Origin of the sequence: Vibrio kyushuensis, from assembly GCF_050337325.1 — a bacterium.
GTDB classification, from domain to species: domain Bacteria; phylum Pseudomonadota; class Gammaproteobacteria; order Enterobacterales; family Vibrionaceae; genus Vibrio; species Vibrio kyushuensis.
Genome location: NZ_JAKJSV010000003.1, coordinates 25,593 through 42,169, shown reverse-complemented (window position 1 = coordinate 42,169; position 16,577 = coordinate 25,593). Strand labels below are relative to the sequence as shown.

At 43.3% G+C, this 16,577-nt stretch carries 15 protein-coding genes; all 15 read left to right on the top strand.

What is annotated here, in order from left to right; genetic code table 11:
- Nucleotides 1-45 precede the first annotated feature (45 nt).
- The 15 genes from L4D20_RS06660 (at nucleotide 46) to fliG (ending at nucleotide 16,533) form a co-directional block, all read left to right on the top strand.
- Nucleotides 46-504: a DUF2919 domain-containing protein gene (locus tag L4D20_RS06660; protein ID WP_428800814.1), complete on the top strand. Its 459-nt coding sequence runs from the start codon at nucleotides 46-48 to the stop codon at nucleotides 502-504.
- 37 nt (nucleotides 505-541) lie between these two features.
- On the top strand, nucleotides 542-1,444 hold the full coding sequence (locus L4D20_RS06655; protein WP_428800813.1) for a Dyp-type peroxidase: 903 nt from the start codon (nucleotides 542-544) through the stop codon (nucleotides 1,442-1,444).
- Nucleotides 1,445-1,594: 150 nt separating this feature from the next.
- On the top strand, nucleotides 1,595-2,728 hold the full coding sequence (locus tag L4D20_RS06650; RefSeq protein ID WP_428800812.1) for a flagellin: 1,134 nt from the start codon (nucleotides 1,595-1,597) through the stop codon (nucleotides 2,726-2,728).
- Between the two features lie 290 nt (nucleotides 2,729-3,018).
- Nucleotides 3,019-4,152, top strand: coding sequence for a flagellin (locus L4D20_RS06645; RefSeq protein ID WP_428800811.1), 1,134 nt, complete (start codon nucleotides 3,019-3,021; stop codon nucleotides 4,150-4,152).
- Between the two features lie 430 nt (nucleotides 4,153-4,582).
- On the top strand, nucleotides 4,583-5,713 hold the full coding sequence (locus tag L4D20_RS06640) for a flagellin (RefSeq protein ID WP_428800810.1): 1,131 nt from the start codon (nucleotides 4,583-4,585) through the stop codon (nucleotides 5,711-5,713).
- Between the two features lie 77 nt (nucleotides 5,714-5,790).
- Nucleotides 5,791-6,219: a flagellar protein FlaG gene (gene flaG / locus L4D20_RS06635; protein ID WP_428800809.1), complete on the top strand. Its 429-nt coding sequence runs from the start codon at nucleotides 5,791-5,793 to the stop codon at nucleotides 6,217-6,219.
- A 22-nt stretch (nucleotides 6,220-6,241) separates the two neighbouring features.
- A complete protein-coding gene (gene fliD / locus L4D20_RS06630; RefSeq protein WP_428800808.1) occupies nucleotides 6,242-8,230 on the top strand; it encodes a flagellar filament capping protein FliD in 1,989 nt (662 codons plus the stop codon).
- A gap of 30 nt (nucleotides 8,231-8,260) precedes the next feature.
- Nucleotides 8,261-8,581: a flagellar protein FliT gene (locus tag L4D20_RS06625; protein WP_428800807.1), complete on the top strand. Its 321-nt coding sequence runs from the start codon at nucleotides 8,261-8,263 to the stop codon at nucleotides 8,579-8,581.
- A gap of 12 nt (nucleotides 8,582-8,593) precedes the next feature.
- A complete protein-coding gene (fliS, locus tag L4D20_RS06620; protein WP_428800806.1) occupies nucleotides 8,594-9,004 on the top strand; it encodes a flagellar export chaperone FliS in 411 nt (136 codons plus the stop codon).
- A 228-nt stretch (nucleotides 9,005-9,232) separates the two neighbouring features.
- A complete protein-coding gene (locus tag L4D20_RS06615; RefSeq protein ID WP_428800805.1) occupies nucleotides 9,233-10,705 on the top strand; it encodes a sigma-54 dependent transcriptional regulator in 1,473 nt (490 codons plus the stop codon).
- A gap of 106 nt (nucleotides 10,706-10,811) precedes the next feature.
- On the top strand, nucleotides 10,812-11,927 hold the full coding sequence (locus L4D20_RS06610) for a sensor histidine kinase (RefSeq protein WP_428800804.1): 1,116 nt from the start codon (nucleotides 10,812-10,814) through the stop codon (nucleotides 11,925-11,927).
- Nucleotides 11,914-13,320 carry a sigma-54-dependent transcriptional regulator gene (locus tag L4D20_RS06605; RefSeq protein WP_428800803.1) on the top strand — a complete coding sequence of 469 codons (1,407 nt, stop codon included), beginning with the start codon at nucleotides 11,914-11,916 and terminating at the stop codon, nucleotides 13,318-13,320. The genes L4D20_RS06610 and L4D20_RS06605 overlap by 14 nt, the downstream gene beginning before the upstream one ends.
- A 95-nt stretch (nucleotides 13,321-13,415) precedes the next feature.
- The gene (gene fliE, locus L4D20_RS06600; protein WP_428800802.1) at nucleotides 13,416-13,727 is read left to right on the top strand and encodes a flagellar hook-basal body complex protein FliE; all 312 of its coding nucleotides are present in this window, start codon (nucleotides 13,416-13,418) and stop codon (nucleotides 13,725-13,727) included.
- A gap of 15 nt (nucleotides 13,728-13,742) precedes the next feature.
- The gene (gene fliF, locus L4D20_RS06595; protein ID WP_428800801.1) at nucleotides 13,743-15,488 is read left to right on the top strand and encodes a flagellar basal-body MS-ring/collar protein FliF; all 1,746 of its coding nucleotides are present in this window, start codon (nucleotides 13,743-13,745) and stop codon (nucleotides 15,486-15,488) included.
- The gene (gene fliG / locus L4D20_RS06590) at nucleotides 15,481-16,533 is read left to right on the top strand and encodes a flagellar motor switch protein FliG (protein WP_428800800.1); all 1,053 of its coding nucleotides are present in this window, start codon (nucleotides 15,481-15,483) and stop codon (nucleotides 16,531-16,533) included. The genes fliF and fliG overlap by 8 nt, the downstream gene beginning before the upstream one ends.
- The last annotated feature ends 44 nt before the right edge of the window (nucleotides 16,534-16,577 follow it).

Genomic DNA, 16,577 nt, shown 5'->3' with positions numbered 1-16,577 from the left:
TACGGTAAAGTGACGCAAAGTTAGTTATAAGCAGTAAGCAGATTCGTGCGTTATTCGGTTGAACAACATGATAAAAATGGATTTTTAAAAGCTCCAATTTGGCTTTGGCTAGGTTGGATTTTATTGGCTAAAGCCTGGGTTGTTTTTGTGGTTGCAGGAGCAAGCCGTGAAAGTGGTGCTAAAATCCTTGGTATTGTCTATCCAGACCAAACGACGTTGTATGTCGGGTTGGCTATGGGAATACCAAGCATAATTTTCATGTGGTTAATTGGCTTACGTAACCTAGAACGGAACTGGGTCAATAAAATTGTAAGCTGGGGCAGGTACATTACACTGGTAACAGTATGTGCTCAGCTCGCTTTGACTTTGTACCATGTTCATCTTGAATATGGTGCGTTTAGTTGGGCAAACGGTATCACCCTAATGCTACTGTTATGGTTTGCTATTTACTTAATAAATAGTCGTAGTGTGAGAGATAGCCTTCGTATCCCTTCACTGCAATAAGAAAGCTAATAAGAATTCGAAATATGAGGACGAGTTAATGTCGCAACCACAAAGTGCAATCCTGCCAGAAGCAGGTCCATTTGCACAATATACGTTATTAAAAATCAAACAAAATACAGCAGCGGTATTGGGTCATCTCAAAGCGCTTCCTGCATTAGTTGATAGTGTTAATGATGCTCAGCCAGAAGCTGAATTATCGGTGTCTGTCGCTTTTACTCACTCACTATGGTCACAGTTGAATCAATCGACGCCAAGTGAGCTTATTGATTTTCCAACGCTAGGTAGCGGTGATATTACAGCACCAAGTAGTGATGTAGATGTACTCATCCACTGTCATTCAAACCGCCATGACTTGCACTTCTATGTTCTAAGAAAGCTGTTGGCTGATATTACTCAAGATGTTGATGTAGTAGATGAAACCAATGGTTACCGTTACTTAGACTCTCGCGATATGACAGACTTCGTAGATGGTACTGAAAATCCGAAAAATGAAGTTCGCCAAGAGGTCGCTATAATTCCTCAGGGAGAATTTGCGGGTGGTAGTTATGTAATGGTGCAGCGCTTTGTTCATGATCTTCCTTCATGGCACAGACTGAATGTTGCTGCGCAAGAGAAAGTGGTTGGCCGTACTAAGCCTGATTCAATTGAGCTAGACGATGTTCCTGCCGCCTCTCACGTTGGCAGAGTAGACATTAAAGAAGAGGGTAAGGCGGTGAAAATTGTGCGTCACAGCCTACCTTATGGTAGTGCTAGTGGTGAGCATGGGCTTCTATTTATTGCTTACTGTAATCGCATCCATAACTTTAAAGTGATGCTTGAAAGCATGTATGGCGAAACAGATGGCAAAACGGATCAACTGCTTCGTTTTACTAAAGCGGTAACCGGTGCTTACTTCTTCGCGCCTTCTGCTGAGATGTTGCAGGAATTAGCAGTTAAGTAATCTTTTTAAGTTAATGAAAAAACGGGCCTTGTGCCCGTTTTTTTGTTAAAGATTCCCTACAAATGACCGATAAATAAAGAGGCAGTGATTTATCTTTAGCAAATCAGCATAAACACGTGTCATCAATACGTTGTTTTAACAGAGGAATTTATGGCAATAACGGTTAATACCAATGTTTCAGCACTGACTGCGCAGCGCCATTTAGGCAATGCGACGAACATGCTGAACCAATCTCTTGAGCGTTTGGCTTCGGGGAGTCGTATTAATAGTGCCAAAGATGATGCTGCTGGTCTGCAAATCTCAAATCGTCTTGAGTCTCAAATGCGCGGTCTCGATGTTGCAGTTCGAAACGCCAATGATGGTATTTCGATCATGCAGACAGCAGAAGGTGCGATGCAAGAGTCGACCAACTTACTTCAGAGAATGCGTGATCTTTCCTTGCAGTCCGCAAATGGTTCTAACAGCAAGTCAGAACGAATTGCATTACAAGAAGAAATGAGCGCTTTAAATGCTGAATTGAACAGAATCGCTGAAACGACCTCTTTTGGTGGTCGAAAGTTACTCAATGGCTCGTTTGGAGAGTCTGCTTTTCAAATTGGTGCTAGCTCAGGTGAAGCAGTACAAGTCTCGTTAAACTCAATGCGCTCTGACGATTTAAGGATGGGTGGTTTTAGTTACCTTGCAGCAGGAAAGGCTGACTCAAATTGGCGAGTGAGCCAAGGGTCACAAACACTCAGTATGCAGTATACCGATGCCATTGGTGATCTGCAGACCATTCAGATCGACGCCAAAACTGGTGATGACATAGAGCAGCTAGCGACCTACATTAATGGGCAAACTAACGCGGTCTCTGCATCAGTGAATGATGAAGGCCAGCTTCAAATTTATATGTCTGGAAAAGAAACATCAGGAACTATCGCCTTTTCAGGTGAGCTTGCATCAGAGCTGCAGCTGTCGTTAGTTGGCTACGAAGCGGTTGATAATGTAGACATTACTGATGTGGGTGGCGCGCAGCGAGCGGTGTCTATCATTGATACCGCACTAGAATATGTAGATAGTCACCGAGCTGAACTGGGGGGGATGCAAAATCGGTTTGGTCATGCGATTAACAACCTAGATAACGTTCATGAAAATCTAGCCGCTTCCAATAGTCGTATTAAAGATACAGATTATGCGAAAGAAACCACGCAAATGGTCAAGCAACAAATCCTCCAACAAGTGAGTACTTCAATTTTAGCTCAAGCTAAACAGCAGCCTAACTTAGCGCTTACGCTATTAGGTTAATCTACAGTTTCTTTCCTTATCTATTCCGTTCCAATAAAAAACTGTCTCTTAATGTGAGCGTGAAATCATCGGCAGAGATAGGCAATCCTTTAGTAAAAATTATCGATATGTTCATAATTTGAACGATATATCACGATTTGTATCTCAAAAGCATTTTTTTTATAAAAAACGTAAAAATATTCTCAAGGTTTGGAAAAGGGTGCCGTTAATAAAAGTAACTTTAAAAGAACAGCTTGGTTTTTCGAGACATCGGAAACCTGAACCATCGAAGAATCAATTGGAGATATACCATGGCAGTGAACGTAAATACTAACGTATCAGCAATGACAGCACAGCGTTACCTAAACAGCGCGAACAACGCACAACAAACGTCAATGGAACGCCTATCATCTGGCTTCAAGATCAACAGCGCAAAAGATGACGCTGCTGGCCTTCAAATCTCAAACCGTTTGAATGTTCAAAGTCGTGGTCTTGATGTTGCGGTACGTAATGCAAACGACGGTATTTCAATTGCTCAAACCGCTGAAGGTGCAATGAATGAGACTACGAACATTCTGCAACGTATGCGTGACCTATCTCTACAATCAGCAAATGGCTCTAACTCAAAATCTGAGCGTGTAGCGATTCAAGAAGAAGTTAGCGCGCTTAACAACGAGCTAAACCGTATCGCAGAAACCACTTCATTTGGTGGTAATAAACTGCTAAACGGCACGTTTGATACTAAGTCTTTCCAAATTGGTGCAGACAACGGTGAAGCAGTAATGTTGTCTCTTAACAACATGCGTAGTGATAATGCAGGAATGGGCGGTACAAGCTACCAAACGGCTAACGGTCAAGACAAAGACTGGTCAGTACAAGCTGGCGGCAGCGATTTGACAATGACATTCAAAGATAACTTTGGTCAAGATCAGGCGCTAACTATCAATGCTAAAGAAGGCGATGATATTGAGCAACTTGCGACTTACATTAACGGTCAACAAGATTTCATTAAAGCTTCAGTAAATGAAGACGGCCAACTGCAAATGTTAGCTGGCGCAAACAAAGTAGAAGGTGATGTCGCATTTGGTGGTGCACTCTCTGGTGAGCTAGGTTTCCAACCTGGTCAAGCAGTAACTGTAAATGATATTGATGTAACTTCTGTAGGTGGCGCACAAGAGTCAGTAGCTATCATCGATACTGCATTGAACTTTGTAGATAGTCACCGTGCTGAGCTAGGTGCATTCCAAAACCGTTTCGACCATGCAATCAGCAACTTAGATAACATCAACGAAAACGTAAATGCGTCTAAGAGCCGAATCAAAGATACAGACTTTGCTAAAGAAACAACGGCACTCACTAAAACACAAATTCTTTCGCAAGCATCAAGCTCAATTCTTGCTCAAGCGAAACAAGCGCCAAACTCTGCGCTTAGCCTATTAGGCTAAACCAAGTTTTAGAATACATTTGGTTTTAGAATAGATTTAGCTTTAGGGTTCCATCTAGTCTCTAGAAAGAATTCTCAAAGTAGCTCTTAAATGAGCAATCCAAAATCCAGCTTAGGCTGGATTTTTTTTGTATTTAGCTAAAGTTAGTTTTTGTTATGTTACGGCTTTAGATATTTATCGTTTCTATATATTCGGCAAATATTGGCTTATAGCCGAAAATTGTAATACTGCCAGTTTTTAGTTGCATATGTTTTTATTTATTTGTTATTGCTCACATTTTTATTTTGTACAAAATTAAATCAAAAAATAATTAAATATTTCCTAAAGCTTATTTGCCCTTGGCCGTTACAGGACTGAGAGAAATGAGATGCGTCAAAGTGAGGTGAGAGACACGACGGCGCATCAACCTAAATGCCGAAGGAGATCAACAATGGCAATTAACGTAAACACAAATGTGTCGGCGATGACCGCGCAGCGCTATCTAAATGGTGCTGCTGACGGGACTCAAAAGTCGATGGAACGCCTATCGTCCGGTTACAAGATAAATAGTGCCAGGGATGATGCGGCAGGTCTTCAAATTTCCAACCGTTTAACCTCGCAAAGTCGTGGCTTAGACATGGCGGTAAAAAATGCCAATGATGGTATTTCGATTGCTCAGACAGCAGAAGGGGCAATGAATGAAACCACCAATATCTTGCAACGTATGCGTGATCTTTCCCTTCAATCTTCAAATGGTTCTAACTCTCGTTCAGAGCGAGTAGCGATTCAAGAAGAAGTCTCCGCCCTAAATAACGAGTTAAATCGTATTGCCGAAACAACCTCATTTGGTGGTAATAAACTGCTTAATGGCTCGTTTGGTAATCAGTCATTTCAAATTGGCGCAGGCTCTGGTGAAGCGGTCATGCTCAGCATGGGTAATATGCGTTCAGATACGATGACTATGGGGGGGAAAAGTTATGTGGCTACAAACGGTCAAACACCTGATTGGAAAGTAGATGCAGCAACGGATCTCACACTGAACTATAATGATCAAAACGGGGTAGCAAAAGCACTCACTATCAATGCCAAACAAGGTGATGATATGGAGCAGCTTGCCACTTACATTAATGGTCAAAGTGAGGATGTCAAAGCTTCCGTTGGGGAAGAGGGCAAACTTCAATTGTACGCGTCTAGCCAAAAGGTTTCTGGTGACGTAGCCATTGGTGGCGGCCTAGGTGGTGAAATAGGTTTTGGTGCAGCAAAAGATGTGACCGTAGCAGATGTTAACGTAACAACCGTTGCTGGTTCACAAGAAGGTGTTTCGGTGATTGATGGCGCGTTAAAAGCGGTTGATAGTCAGCGTGCATCTTTAGGTGCATTCCAAAATAGATTTGGACATGCGATCAGTAACTTGGACAACATCAACGAGAACGTTAATGCCTCTCGAAGCCGTATTCAAGATACCGATTACGCAAAAGAAACAACGCAAATGACGAAATCGCAAATACTGCAACAAGCGAGTACGTCAGTGCTAGCTCAGGCGAAGCAGTCACCATCTGCAGCTCTTAGCTTGTTAGGTTGATCGGTAGGTTTCGTCAGGAGCTTATTGGGAAAGGTGACTGTATGGTTACCAACCTATAAGGTGGAGGGGAGATTGTTATGGAAATATCATCCAACACATCGAACATCCAGCCTTACGGCTCAAATAGTGGCATTAAACTTGCTTCAGAAAACAATGGTGCCCCGAACGTTTCCTCCCGAACGGAGGGTAATAAAGCGTCAGAAATAAATCGAAGGCATGTTCAATCTGTTGAAGCAACAATCGAGCTGGTAAAACAGCGAGAAAAGCTTAACAAGCAAGAGCGTGAAATGATGGTAGAGCAGATGAATGACTTTATCTCCTCTATTAATACTGGTTTATCCTTCCGTGTTGATGAACAATCAGGAAGGGACGTTGTTACCATCTATGAGGCCAGTACTGGTGATATTATTCGTCAGATACCGGAAGAGGAGATGCTAGAGGTGTTACGCCGCCTTCGAGATCAAGCCGCCCGCTATTCATCAGGGTTGGTTATTGACAAGGTATAATCGTGTTTTTTGAGGTGATTTAATGAGTTTAGGCCCTATGGGGATGAATACTGGCATGGATATCAATTCTATGGTCAGCAAAATTGTCAATGCAGAGCGTATGCCTAAGCAGCAACGTATTGATAATGAGCGGACTAATATTGATGCTAGTATTAGTGCCTATGGTCGACTCAAAGAGTCGCTGGATACGATGAAAGACCTAATGGCTAGCTTTCGTCAGAATAAAGCGTTTGCAGCAAGAACTGTCGGCACTACGAATGAAAGTGTCGTCGCTGCAACCGCAAACACGGAAGCAATGGCTGGTAGGTATGCTATCGATGTGTTGCAGCTTGCGCAGAGTCATAAAGTGGCATCTGATGTGTTATCACCAGATGACAAATTTGGCCCTGGTAAGCTGCAGATTCAACTGGGTAAAGATGACTTCACCATCGATGTAAAAGAAAACGCTACGTTGGTCGATGTCGTACGTGAAATAAACGGTAATAAAAGTAACCCAGGCGTACGTGCCTCGGTTATCAATGATATGGAAGGCCCAAGACTCATTGTCGCATCAAACCTTTCAGGACATGACAATGCTATCAAGATTTCAGCACAAGCGGGCTTACATGACCCACTTAATAAGCTTGAATATAAAACCCTCGAAGAACGTGTTAAAGATTTAGAAAAAGCACGTTCAGCTGCTCAGCAATTGATTAGCCCACTTTCACCACTTGAACAAAAGTTTGCGCAAAAAGTTGCTGAAAAGATCAGTGATGCCGCAAAGGGCGTCGATGAAGAGTTAGCAGAAGAAGCTTCTGATGCCGCCATTTCAGCTGACCCTAATGCTGAAAAAGCCGGTACTGCGGGTAATGAGTTATCCAAAGATGCTATCGCAGCAGCAGCTGACGCCAACAAGTACCAAAAACCTCAGGACCGTATTCCAGGGTGGACGGAAACAGCCTCTGGTACGCTCCTCGATTCCTATTACGAACCTGCACCTGAGCTTGATGCTAAAGCACTTGAGAAAGCACCAGATGTTCCAGGCTGGAGCAACAGTGCATCAGGTACACTAACCGATTCTTACGTCACACCTAAAGAAGCAAAACAAGCGCTTGACCGTAAGTTAGCGGCTGAAAAAGCTTCTATCGAACGTGCCGTTGCTTCCGGTGAAATGACACCTGAACGAGCGAAGCAACTAGAACGAGCCAAGCTGACGCCAGAAGAGCGTGCTTATTTAGAACGTGTCGATCAAGCAGATGCTGATTTGATATCGGCTCAAAATGCATTTGATACCTACGTCGGCATGACTCAAGTTCAAGCGGCCCAAGACTCTAAAGTGATGCTTGATGGTGTCGCTCAACTCTCTAGTCACAACAATGTCATTGAAAACGCGATAGAAGGTGTTGATCTTACCGTTAAAGGCAAGTCTGAAGTGGGTAAAGCACCCGCTGAAATTGACATTGAGTATGATAGACAAGGTGTTCGAGAAGACATTGAGCAGTTTGTCGCAGCCTATAACCAGTTTTATCAGACCAGTAAAGAGCTAGGTGGAGTTGACCCGCGTACCGGGCAAGGTGGGCCACTGGCTGGTGACAGCATCATCCGAAGTGCTGATTCAAGGTTAAAGTCGGTGTTCTCATCAAGTATTGAGCCTGCACCTGATGAGCTAAAAAGCTTGACCGAATTTGGTATTACCACCACTAGGCAAGGTACGTTAGAAATTAACTACAATATGCTTGATCGCCAGCTCAACAACAACTTTACTAAGTTAGGTGACTTCTTTGGTGGTAACCAAGGATTTGCTAAAAAAGTCGAAGATGCCATTCATAGTATGACGAATGCAACGGGGACAATAAGAACACGTGAGCAGAGCTTAGTGGAGAGAAATTACCGCTTAGTCGATGATCAAGCGGCACTCGATCGCCGGATGGATGGTCTTGAGAAACGAACCCACTCCAAGTTTGCCAGTATGCAAGATTCAACTAGCAAGATGCAGTATCAGCTGGCTGGTATGATGAATGCTCTAGGTTGATAATTGAGCATGACCCTATAGGTTTCCACGATGGTTCTAGCAGATGTGATGGTTGTAACAACAGAAATACGTGATATCGATCACCAAATCACAGCGATTTTACAGAAAGATGACTTTGATGCTGGAGAAATCGTTGGACTGGTCGATAAAAGGGAACAGATATTGCAAAATATCTTAAACTATATAAAAGAAAATCCGAGTTTTGCTGAGTCAGAAGATTGGCTCTCTTTGGTTGAACAGACCAAACGGATTGTCGGTTTAATGCAATCAGAAACAATGCAGATCGGCAATGCCCTTAAAAAATACCGCTACGGTAATAAGTCTGTTCAACAGTACAAGAAGTTTTTATAGAAGAGGAAAGCTATGCGTGGTTCATTACAGGCATACAAAAAAGTATCAGTAGACAGTCAATTAAGTGCAGCGTCACCGCATAAGATTGTACAGATGCTAATGGCCGGTGCCATTGAGCGACTGATTCAAGGTAAAGCCGCAATGCAGCAAGGAAACATCCCAGTGAAAGGGGAGCGTTTAGGCAAGGCATTGGACATCATTATTAGCTTAAGAAGCTGCTTATCGATGAGTGATGGCGGAGACGTTGCAAAAAACTTGGACCAGTTATATGAGTTCATGATCACTCAGATTTCGGCCGCAAATCACAAAAATGATCCGCAGCCAATCGACGATGTTATCGACATTATTCGTGAAATTAAGTCAGCATGGGACCAAATTCCGGCTGAATATCATAATTTAACTGCCTCTGACGTTGGCATGTAATTACTAAGCAAAAGATGACATTAACCTCACAACAAGTAATTGCTTAGTTGCCTTATTTTTTTAATCAAATAAAATAGAAGCCACTTACAGTATTGTAGTGGCTTTTTTTGTTGCTGATTTATATAAATTGTCTATCGTTATAGTAGCTCTTATCAAAGTAAGCGCCTTGTTTCCGGACTATTAGACTTAGCCACCAACTTATCAAAATGAAGGCAATCATTCTCACCTATGCATGGTTTAGCAAAAATACTTGTGATCGAAGATGACGCACAAGTGCGAATCAATCTGAGTAATATTTTAGAATTCGTCGGAGAACAGTGTGAAGTAGTGACGTCAGATCAAATCGAAGATCTCGATTGGTCTAAGTTTGCAGCAGGATGCATCATTGGTTCTTTACAAGGACAAGTACTGCCTTCGAGCTTGAGTCAAAAGCTATCAACTGCTCACCATATTCCACTATTAGTCGCGGGTAAACAATCTTATCCAGTCGACGATTATCCTCAATATATTGGAGAGTTGGAGTTTCCACTTAACTATCCTCAACTGAGTGAAGCCCTCAGGCATTGCAAAGATTTCCTTGGTCGAAAGGGAGTCCAGACCTCCGCTGCTTCAAGGAAAAATACGCTATTTCGTAGTTTAGTTGGGCAAAGCCTGGGCATTCAAGAGGTTAGGCACCTAATTGAGCAAGTTTCTGATACCGAAGCCAATGTACTCATCCTTGGAGAATCAGGGACGGGTAAAGAGGTTGTTGCACGTAACATCCACTACCATTCAACTCGCCGAAATGGCCCATTTGTGCCGATTAACTGTGGTGCTATTCCACCTGATTTATTGGAAAGCGAACTGTTTGGTCATGAAAAAGGCGCATTTACTGGCGCGATCACTTCAAGAAAAGGGCGTTTTGAACTTGCTGAAGGTGGCACACTCTTTTTAGATGAAATTGGCGATATGCCAATGCCGATGCAGGTTAAGCTACTTCGTGTTCTTCAAGAACGTTGTTTCGAGCGCGTCGGTGGAAATACCACCATTAAAGTTAATGTAAGAGTGGTTGCAGCAACGCACCGAAATCTCGAAGGCATGATTGACGCTGAGTCATTTCGTGAAGATCTTTATTACCGCTTAAATGTGTTTCCAATCGAAATGCCAGCGTTAAAAGACCGTAAAGATGATATCCCTTTGCTACTTCAAGAGTTAATGACGCGAATGGAAGCAGAAGGCGGCCAGCCAATTTGCTTTACACCGAGATCGATAAACTCGCTGATGGAACATGATTGGCCAGGTAATGTTCGTGAGCTTGCGAATTTGATTGAAAGAATGATTATTCTGTACCCGAATAGTTTAGTGGACGTTAACCATCTTCCAACCAAATATCGCTATAGCGACATTCCAGAGTTTCAACCGGAGCAATCAAGTTTTGCTTCCATTGAAGAACAGGAACGTGACGTTTTAGCCGATATTTTCTCAGAAGACTTTAGTTTAGATTCAGCCGATGGCTTTGCCGATCACACGCATGATCATGCACCGCAATCTCTGCCACCTGAAGGTCTTAACCTCAAGGAGCTTCTTGCAGAACTTGAAGTTAACATGATCAACCAAGCATTAGATGCCCAGAGCGGCGTCGTCGCTAGAGCGGCCGATATGCTTGGCATGAGACGAACAACACTGGTTGAGAAAATGCGGAAGTACAACCTGCAACGATAGTCTGTCAATAAGTTGGCATTAAACTAACGTGTTGATATATAACGATAATAGCCTGGCGTGCTAATTGCATGTTAGGCTATTGTAGTTTTATTGGCAGAAAGTCGACATGCAAACACCAGAGATCACTGAACATCAATCGCATTTAGGAACACTAGAAGATCAGGTCGAACGCTATAAACAAGTGTTAGACGTGATGCCTGCGGGTGTCATTTTATTAGATACTCAAGGTGTTGTGCGTGAAGCTAATCCTGAAGCTCAAAAATTACTTGAAGTCTCATTGATTGGAGAAAAGTGGTTCACCGTTATTCAAACGGCATTCTCACCTCGTGAAGATGATGGTCACGAGATTTCATTACGGAATGGACGCAAGGTGAGATTAGCAATTTCTGCTTCGCATACCGGCCAACTTATTTTAATCACTGATCTTACTGAAACCCGGTTACTTCAATCGCGTATTGGTGATCTCCAGCGGTTATCGTCATTGGGTAAAATGGTAGCCTCTTTGGCACACCAAGTACGAACGCCACTATCAAGCGCGATGCTTTATGCGTCGAATTTAGGGGCTCCTAACCTTCCTCCTGCAACCAAAGATCGATTTCAATCCAAATTGATGGACAGATTGCATGACTTAGAGAAGCAAGTGAACGATATGCTTCTGTTTGCTAAAGGTGGTGATAACAAAGTTGTAAAACCATTTACGATTGGTGAGTTGGTTACAGAATTCAACCCAATGGTTGAGACGGCATTAAAGAACAATCAAATCGATTATCACTTAGAAGTGGAAGAAGAACATACTGCTCTTCTAGGCAATGCAAATGCAATCGCATCCGCATTAAGTAATCTGGTATTAAATGCGATTCAAATTAGTGGTAAGAGCGCTCAAGTGGATGTGTTCTTTCGCCCAGTAAAAGGCATGCTAAAAATTTCGGTTCAAGATAGTGGACCAGGCGTACCTAAAGAGCTGCAAAGCAAAATTATGGAACCTTTTTTTACCACTCGATCTCAGGGAACGGGTCTTGGACTGGCTGTGGTACAAATGGTTTGTCGTGCTCATGACGGAACGTTAGAGCTTATCTCAGAACAAGGTGACGGTGCATGCTTTACTATGTGCCTGCCATTACAAAATAGTGCCTCGGACGGTCAAACGATGGTTTCTGATACGCAAGAGACCGTTTCTGATAAGCAGAGACAAATAACGGAGAATAACAATGGCTCAAAGTAAAGTCTTGATTGTAGAAGACGATGAAGGTCTACGCGAAGCTTTGGTCGATACGCTAGCATTAGCGGGTTATGAATGGCTAGAAGCAGACAGTGCAGAAGATGCTTTAGTTAAGCTTAAATCAAACTCTATCGATATTGTTGTCTCTGACGTACAGATGGCAGGAATGGGTGGTTTAGCGCTTCTACGCAACATCAAACAGCATTGGCCAAATCTTCCAGTTCTTTTGATGACGGCTTATGCCAATATCGAAGATGCCGTATCAGCCATGAAAGACGGTGCCATTGATTACATGGCAAAACCCTTCGCACCTGAAGTTCTACTTAATATGGTCAGCCGTTACGCTCCGGTAAAATCTGACGACAACGGTGATGCAATTGTTGCCGATGAAAAGAGCCTTAAACTATTAGCGCTAGCAGACAAAGTGGCGAAAACAGACGCAAACGTGATGGTACTTGGTCCAAGTGGGTCCGGGAAAGAAGTGATGTCGCGCTATATTCATAACGCGTCAACTCGTAAAGATGGCGCGTTTGTCGCAATCAACTGCGCAGCGATTCCTGACAACATGCTAGAAGCAACACTATTTGGCTATGAAAAAGGTGCGTTTACTGGGGCTGTTCAAGCTTGTCCGGGTAAATTTGAACAAGCACAAGGTGGCACAATCTTGCTCGATGAAATCAGCGAAATGGACCTAAACCTACAGGCGAAATTACTGCGTGTTATTCAAGAGCGAGAAGTTGAACGCTTAGGCAGCCGTAAGAGTATTCAACTGGACGTGCGAGTTCTTGCAACCAGTAACCGAGACTTAAAACTGTATGTTCAAGAGGGTAATTTCCGAGAGGATTTATATTATCGTCTTAATGTTTTTCCAATTACATGGCCTGCACTATGTGAGAGAACGGGTGATATAGAACCTTTAGCTCAGCACTTAGTTGAACGACACTGTAAAAAATTGGGTATCCCTGTTCCTCACTTTAATGCTGAAGCGATTTCTAAGTTGCTGCACTACACATGGCCTGGAAATGTCCGTGAGCTTGATAATGTGGTACAGCGAGCGCTCATTCTTAGTGATAATCAAAATATTACTGGCGAACACATTTTACTTGAAGGTATTGATTGGCAGGACGCAAGTGGTCTACAGCATGCCGTAGAAACAGGGACGGCAGCGCCAACAATTAAACCCGTTGCTCAGGTTGACTCGCCGTTAGCGACTTCGACACCGCCATCGGGGTTAGGTGGTGAACTTCGCGACCAAGAGTACAGCATTATTTTAGACACGTTAGTTGAGTGCAATGGACGCCGTAAAGAGATGGCGGAAAAGCTAGGAATTAGCCCAAGAACACTACGTTATAAGCTTGCTAAGATGCGCGACGCTGGGATTGACGTTCCTGGTTAGAGTTATATGAAAAAAGACGCAAAAATTATGGCATATTTATTGCTGCTTTTAGATAAGAATTAACATAAGTCAAAGAATTGGCATTTGAGGTTGTTATGAGAGTCGATGGTCTACAAGGCGAAATGCAAGCGTTAAAGCTTGAAGCCACAAACACAAAACCAACCGCTACAGGGCAGTCTGTAGGTGCTGATTTTAGTGACATGTTGACCAAGGCGCTCAATAACGTGAATGGGCTACAGAAGACGTCGGGCAACATGCAAATGCGTTTTGACCGTGGTGATGAAGACGTCTCACTGTCTGATGTCATGATTGCTCGAAACAAATCTAGTGTTGCTTTTGAGGCCACTATTCAAATACGTAACAAACTCGTTGAGTCATACAAAGAACTCATGAACATGCCAGTATAAATTAGGTAAATTAACGTGGCCGACGATAATCAAAACACAGACTTAGCGCTAACGGACTCTGCAGACAGTCATTCTATGGTCGCCAGTTCTGATCTTGACATGCAAGAGCAGAATCCAGATTTAGACGAAAAAAGCTCATCAAAATTTGATATGGCCATTGGCGATTTAGACCTACTTCGCCAAGTCGTACTGGTTCTTTCCATATCCATCTGTGTCGCACTCATTGTTATGCTTTTTTTCTGGGTAAAAGAGCCAGAAATGCGCCCGCTTGGTGCTTATGAGACCGATGAGCTTATCCCCGTCTTAGATTACTTAGATCAACAAAAGCAAGATTATTCGTTAGATGGTAATACCATCATGGTGCCTGTCGCCAACTACAGTAATTTAAAGCTTAATCTTGCACGAGCAGGTTTAAACCAGCAGCGTCACGCTGGAGACGAAATCTTATTACAAGATATGGGTTTTGGTGTTTCACAGCGTTTAGAGTTAGAGCGATTAAAATTAAGCCGCGAACGTCAGCTTTCGAAAGCGATAGAAGAGATGAAGCAAGTACGCAAAGCGCGTGTTTTGCTTGCTCTGCCAAAACAAAGTGTGTTTGTTCGTCACAATCAAGAGGCTTCAGCATCGGTATTCTTGACGCTAAGAACAGGTACTCAGTTAAGACAAGGGGAAGTCGACTCAATTGTTGATATGGTGGGAAGCGCAGTACCCGGTATGAAACCGACACGTGTTACTGTCACTGACCAACACGGACGATTGTTAAGTTCAGGTTCACAAGATCCAGCATCAGCAGCACGTCGTAAAGAACACGAATTAGAGCGCAAGCAAGAACAAGCGATGCGTGAGAAAATTGACTCGGTCTTAATCCCAATTCTAGGGTTTGGAAACTATACCGCACAGGTTGATATTGAACTTGATTTCAGCGCCATTGAACAGACTCGTAAACAATTCGATCCCAATACCCCAGCAACTCGTAGTGAATACACACTCGAAGATTACAATAACGGAAATGTTGTTGCTGGTATTCCGGGAGCGTTAAGTAATCAACCGCCAGCAGATGCATCTATACCTCAAGATGTTGCGCAGATGAAAGATGGCTCGCTGCTAGGGCAAGGCTCAGTACACAAAGAAGCGACGCGGAACTTTGAATTAGACACCACCATTAGCCACGAACGTCGCCAAGCGGGCACCATTAATCGTCAAACCGTCGCTGTTGCAATTAAGAATAGCTCATCGGTTAACCCTGATACGGGTGAGACGACTTATACTTCGTTAAGTGAGAGTGACCTTAATTCAATTCGCCAGGTTTTAATTGGCGCGGTTGGATTTAATGAAGGGCGTGGTGACCTGCTAAATGTTCTTAGTATGAATTTTGCCCAGCCTGAAATGGAAAGTATTGCAGATGTCCCTATCTGGGAGCATCCTAACTTTAATGACTGGATTCGCTGGTTTGCAAGTGCGCTTGTTATTGTTGTAGTGATCTTAGTACTGGTTCGCCCTGCAATGAAAAAACTACTCAACCCTGCGGCTGATGAAGATGAAGGATTGTACGGTCCTGACGGCATGCCAATTGGTGCCGATGGTGAGACAAGCTTAATTGGTGGAGATATAGAAGGTGGTGAACTGTTTGAATTTGGTTCGAGCATTGACTTACCTAACCTCCATAAAGATGAAGATGTACTCAAAGCAGTCCGTGCATTAGTGGCTAATGAACCTGAGCTCGCAGCTCAAGTTGTGAAGAACTGGATGGAAGATGCCTAACGAAGTTGTGCCTCAAGATGGGGCTGGCGGTGATGAAGAAACCGTCGATATCTCAACAATTACCGGTGATGAAAAAGCTGCAATTCTTCTTTTGAGTCTGAATGAAGATGATGCAGCAGGTATTATTCGTCATTTAGAGCCGAAGCAGGTTCAACGCGTTGGTAGCGCCATGGCTAAGGCGTCAGACCTTAGCCAAGAGAAGGTTGGTGCTGTTCACCGAGCTTTCTTAGAAGATATCCAAAAATACACGAATATCGGTATGGGCAGCGAAGACTTCATGCGTAATGCATTAGTGGCTGCACTTGGTGAAGACAAAGCCAATAACCTTGTGGATCAAATTCTGCTTGGTACCGGTTCGAAAGGTCTGGACTCATTGAAATGGATGGACCCTCGCCAAGTAGCCAGCATCATTATCAATGAGCACCCTCAGATTCAAACCATTGTATTGTCATATCTTGAAGCCGATCAGTCGGCAGAAATTTTATCTCAATTTGCTGAGCGTGACCGATTAGATCTTATGATGCGAATCGCCAACCTTGAAGAAGTTCAACCATCGGCACTGGCTGAATTGAATGAAATCATGGAGAAACAGTTTGCGGGTCAAGCTGGTGCCCAAGCTGCCAAAATTGGTGGCCTGAAAGCGGCGGCTGAAATCATGAACTATATGGATACCAACGTAGAAGGTATCTTGATTGATCAAATTCGTGATCAAGATGAAGACATGGCGACGCAGATTCAAGATCTTATGTTTGTCTTTGAAAATCTTATTGAAGTTGATGATCAAGGTATTCAGAAATTGCTACGCGACGTGCCTCAAGATGTACTTCAAAAGTCGCTTAAAGGTGCTGATGATGCCTTGCGAGATAAGATCTTCAAGAACATGTCGAAACGTGCAGCTGAGATGATGAAAGATGATCTGGAAGCTATGGCTCCGGTTAAAGTCTCTGACGTAGAAGCGGCACAGAAAGAAATCTTGGCTATTGCACGTCGTATGGCGGACAACGGTGAAATCATGCTCTCAGGTGGTGCTGACGAGTTCTTATAATCGGACTCTCATCGTAACCCAAGCGAACGCTCTTTAAGACAGAA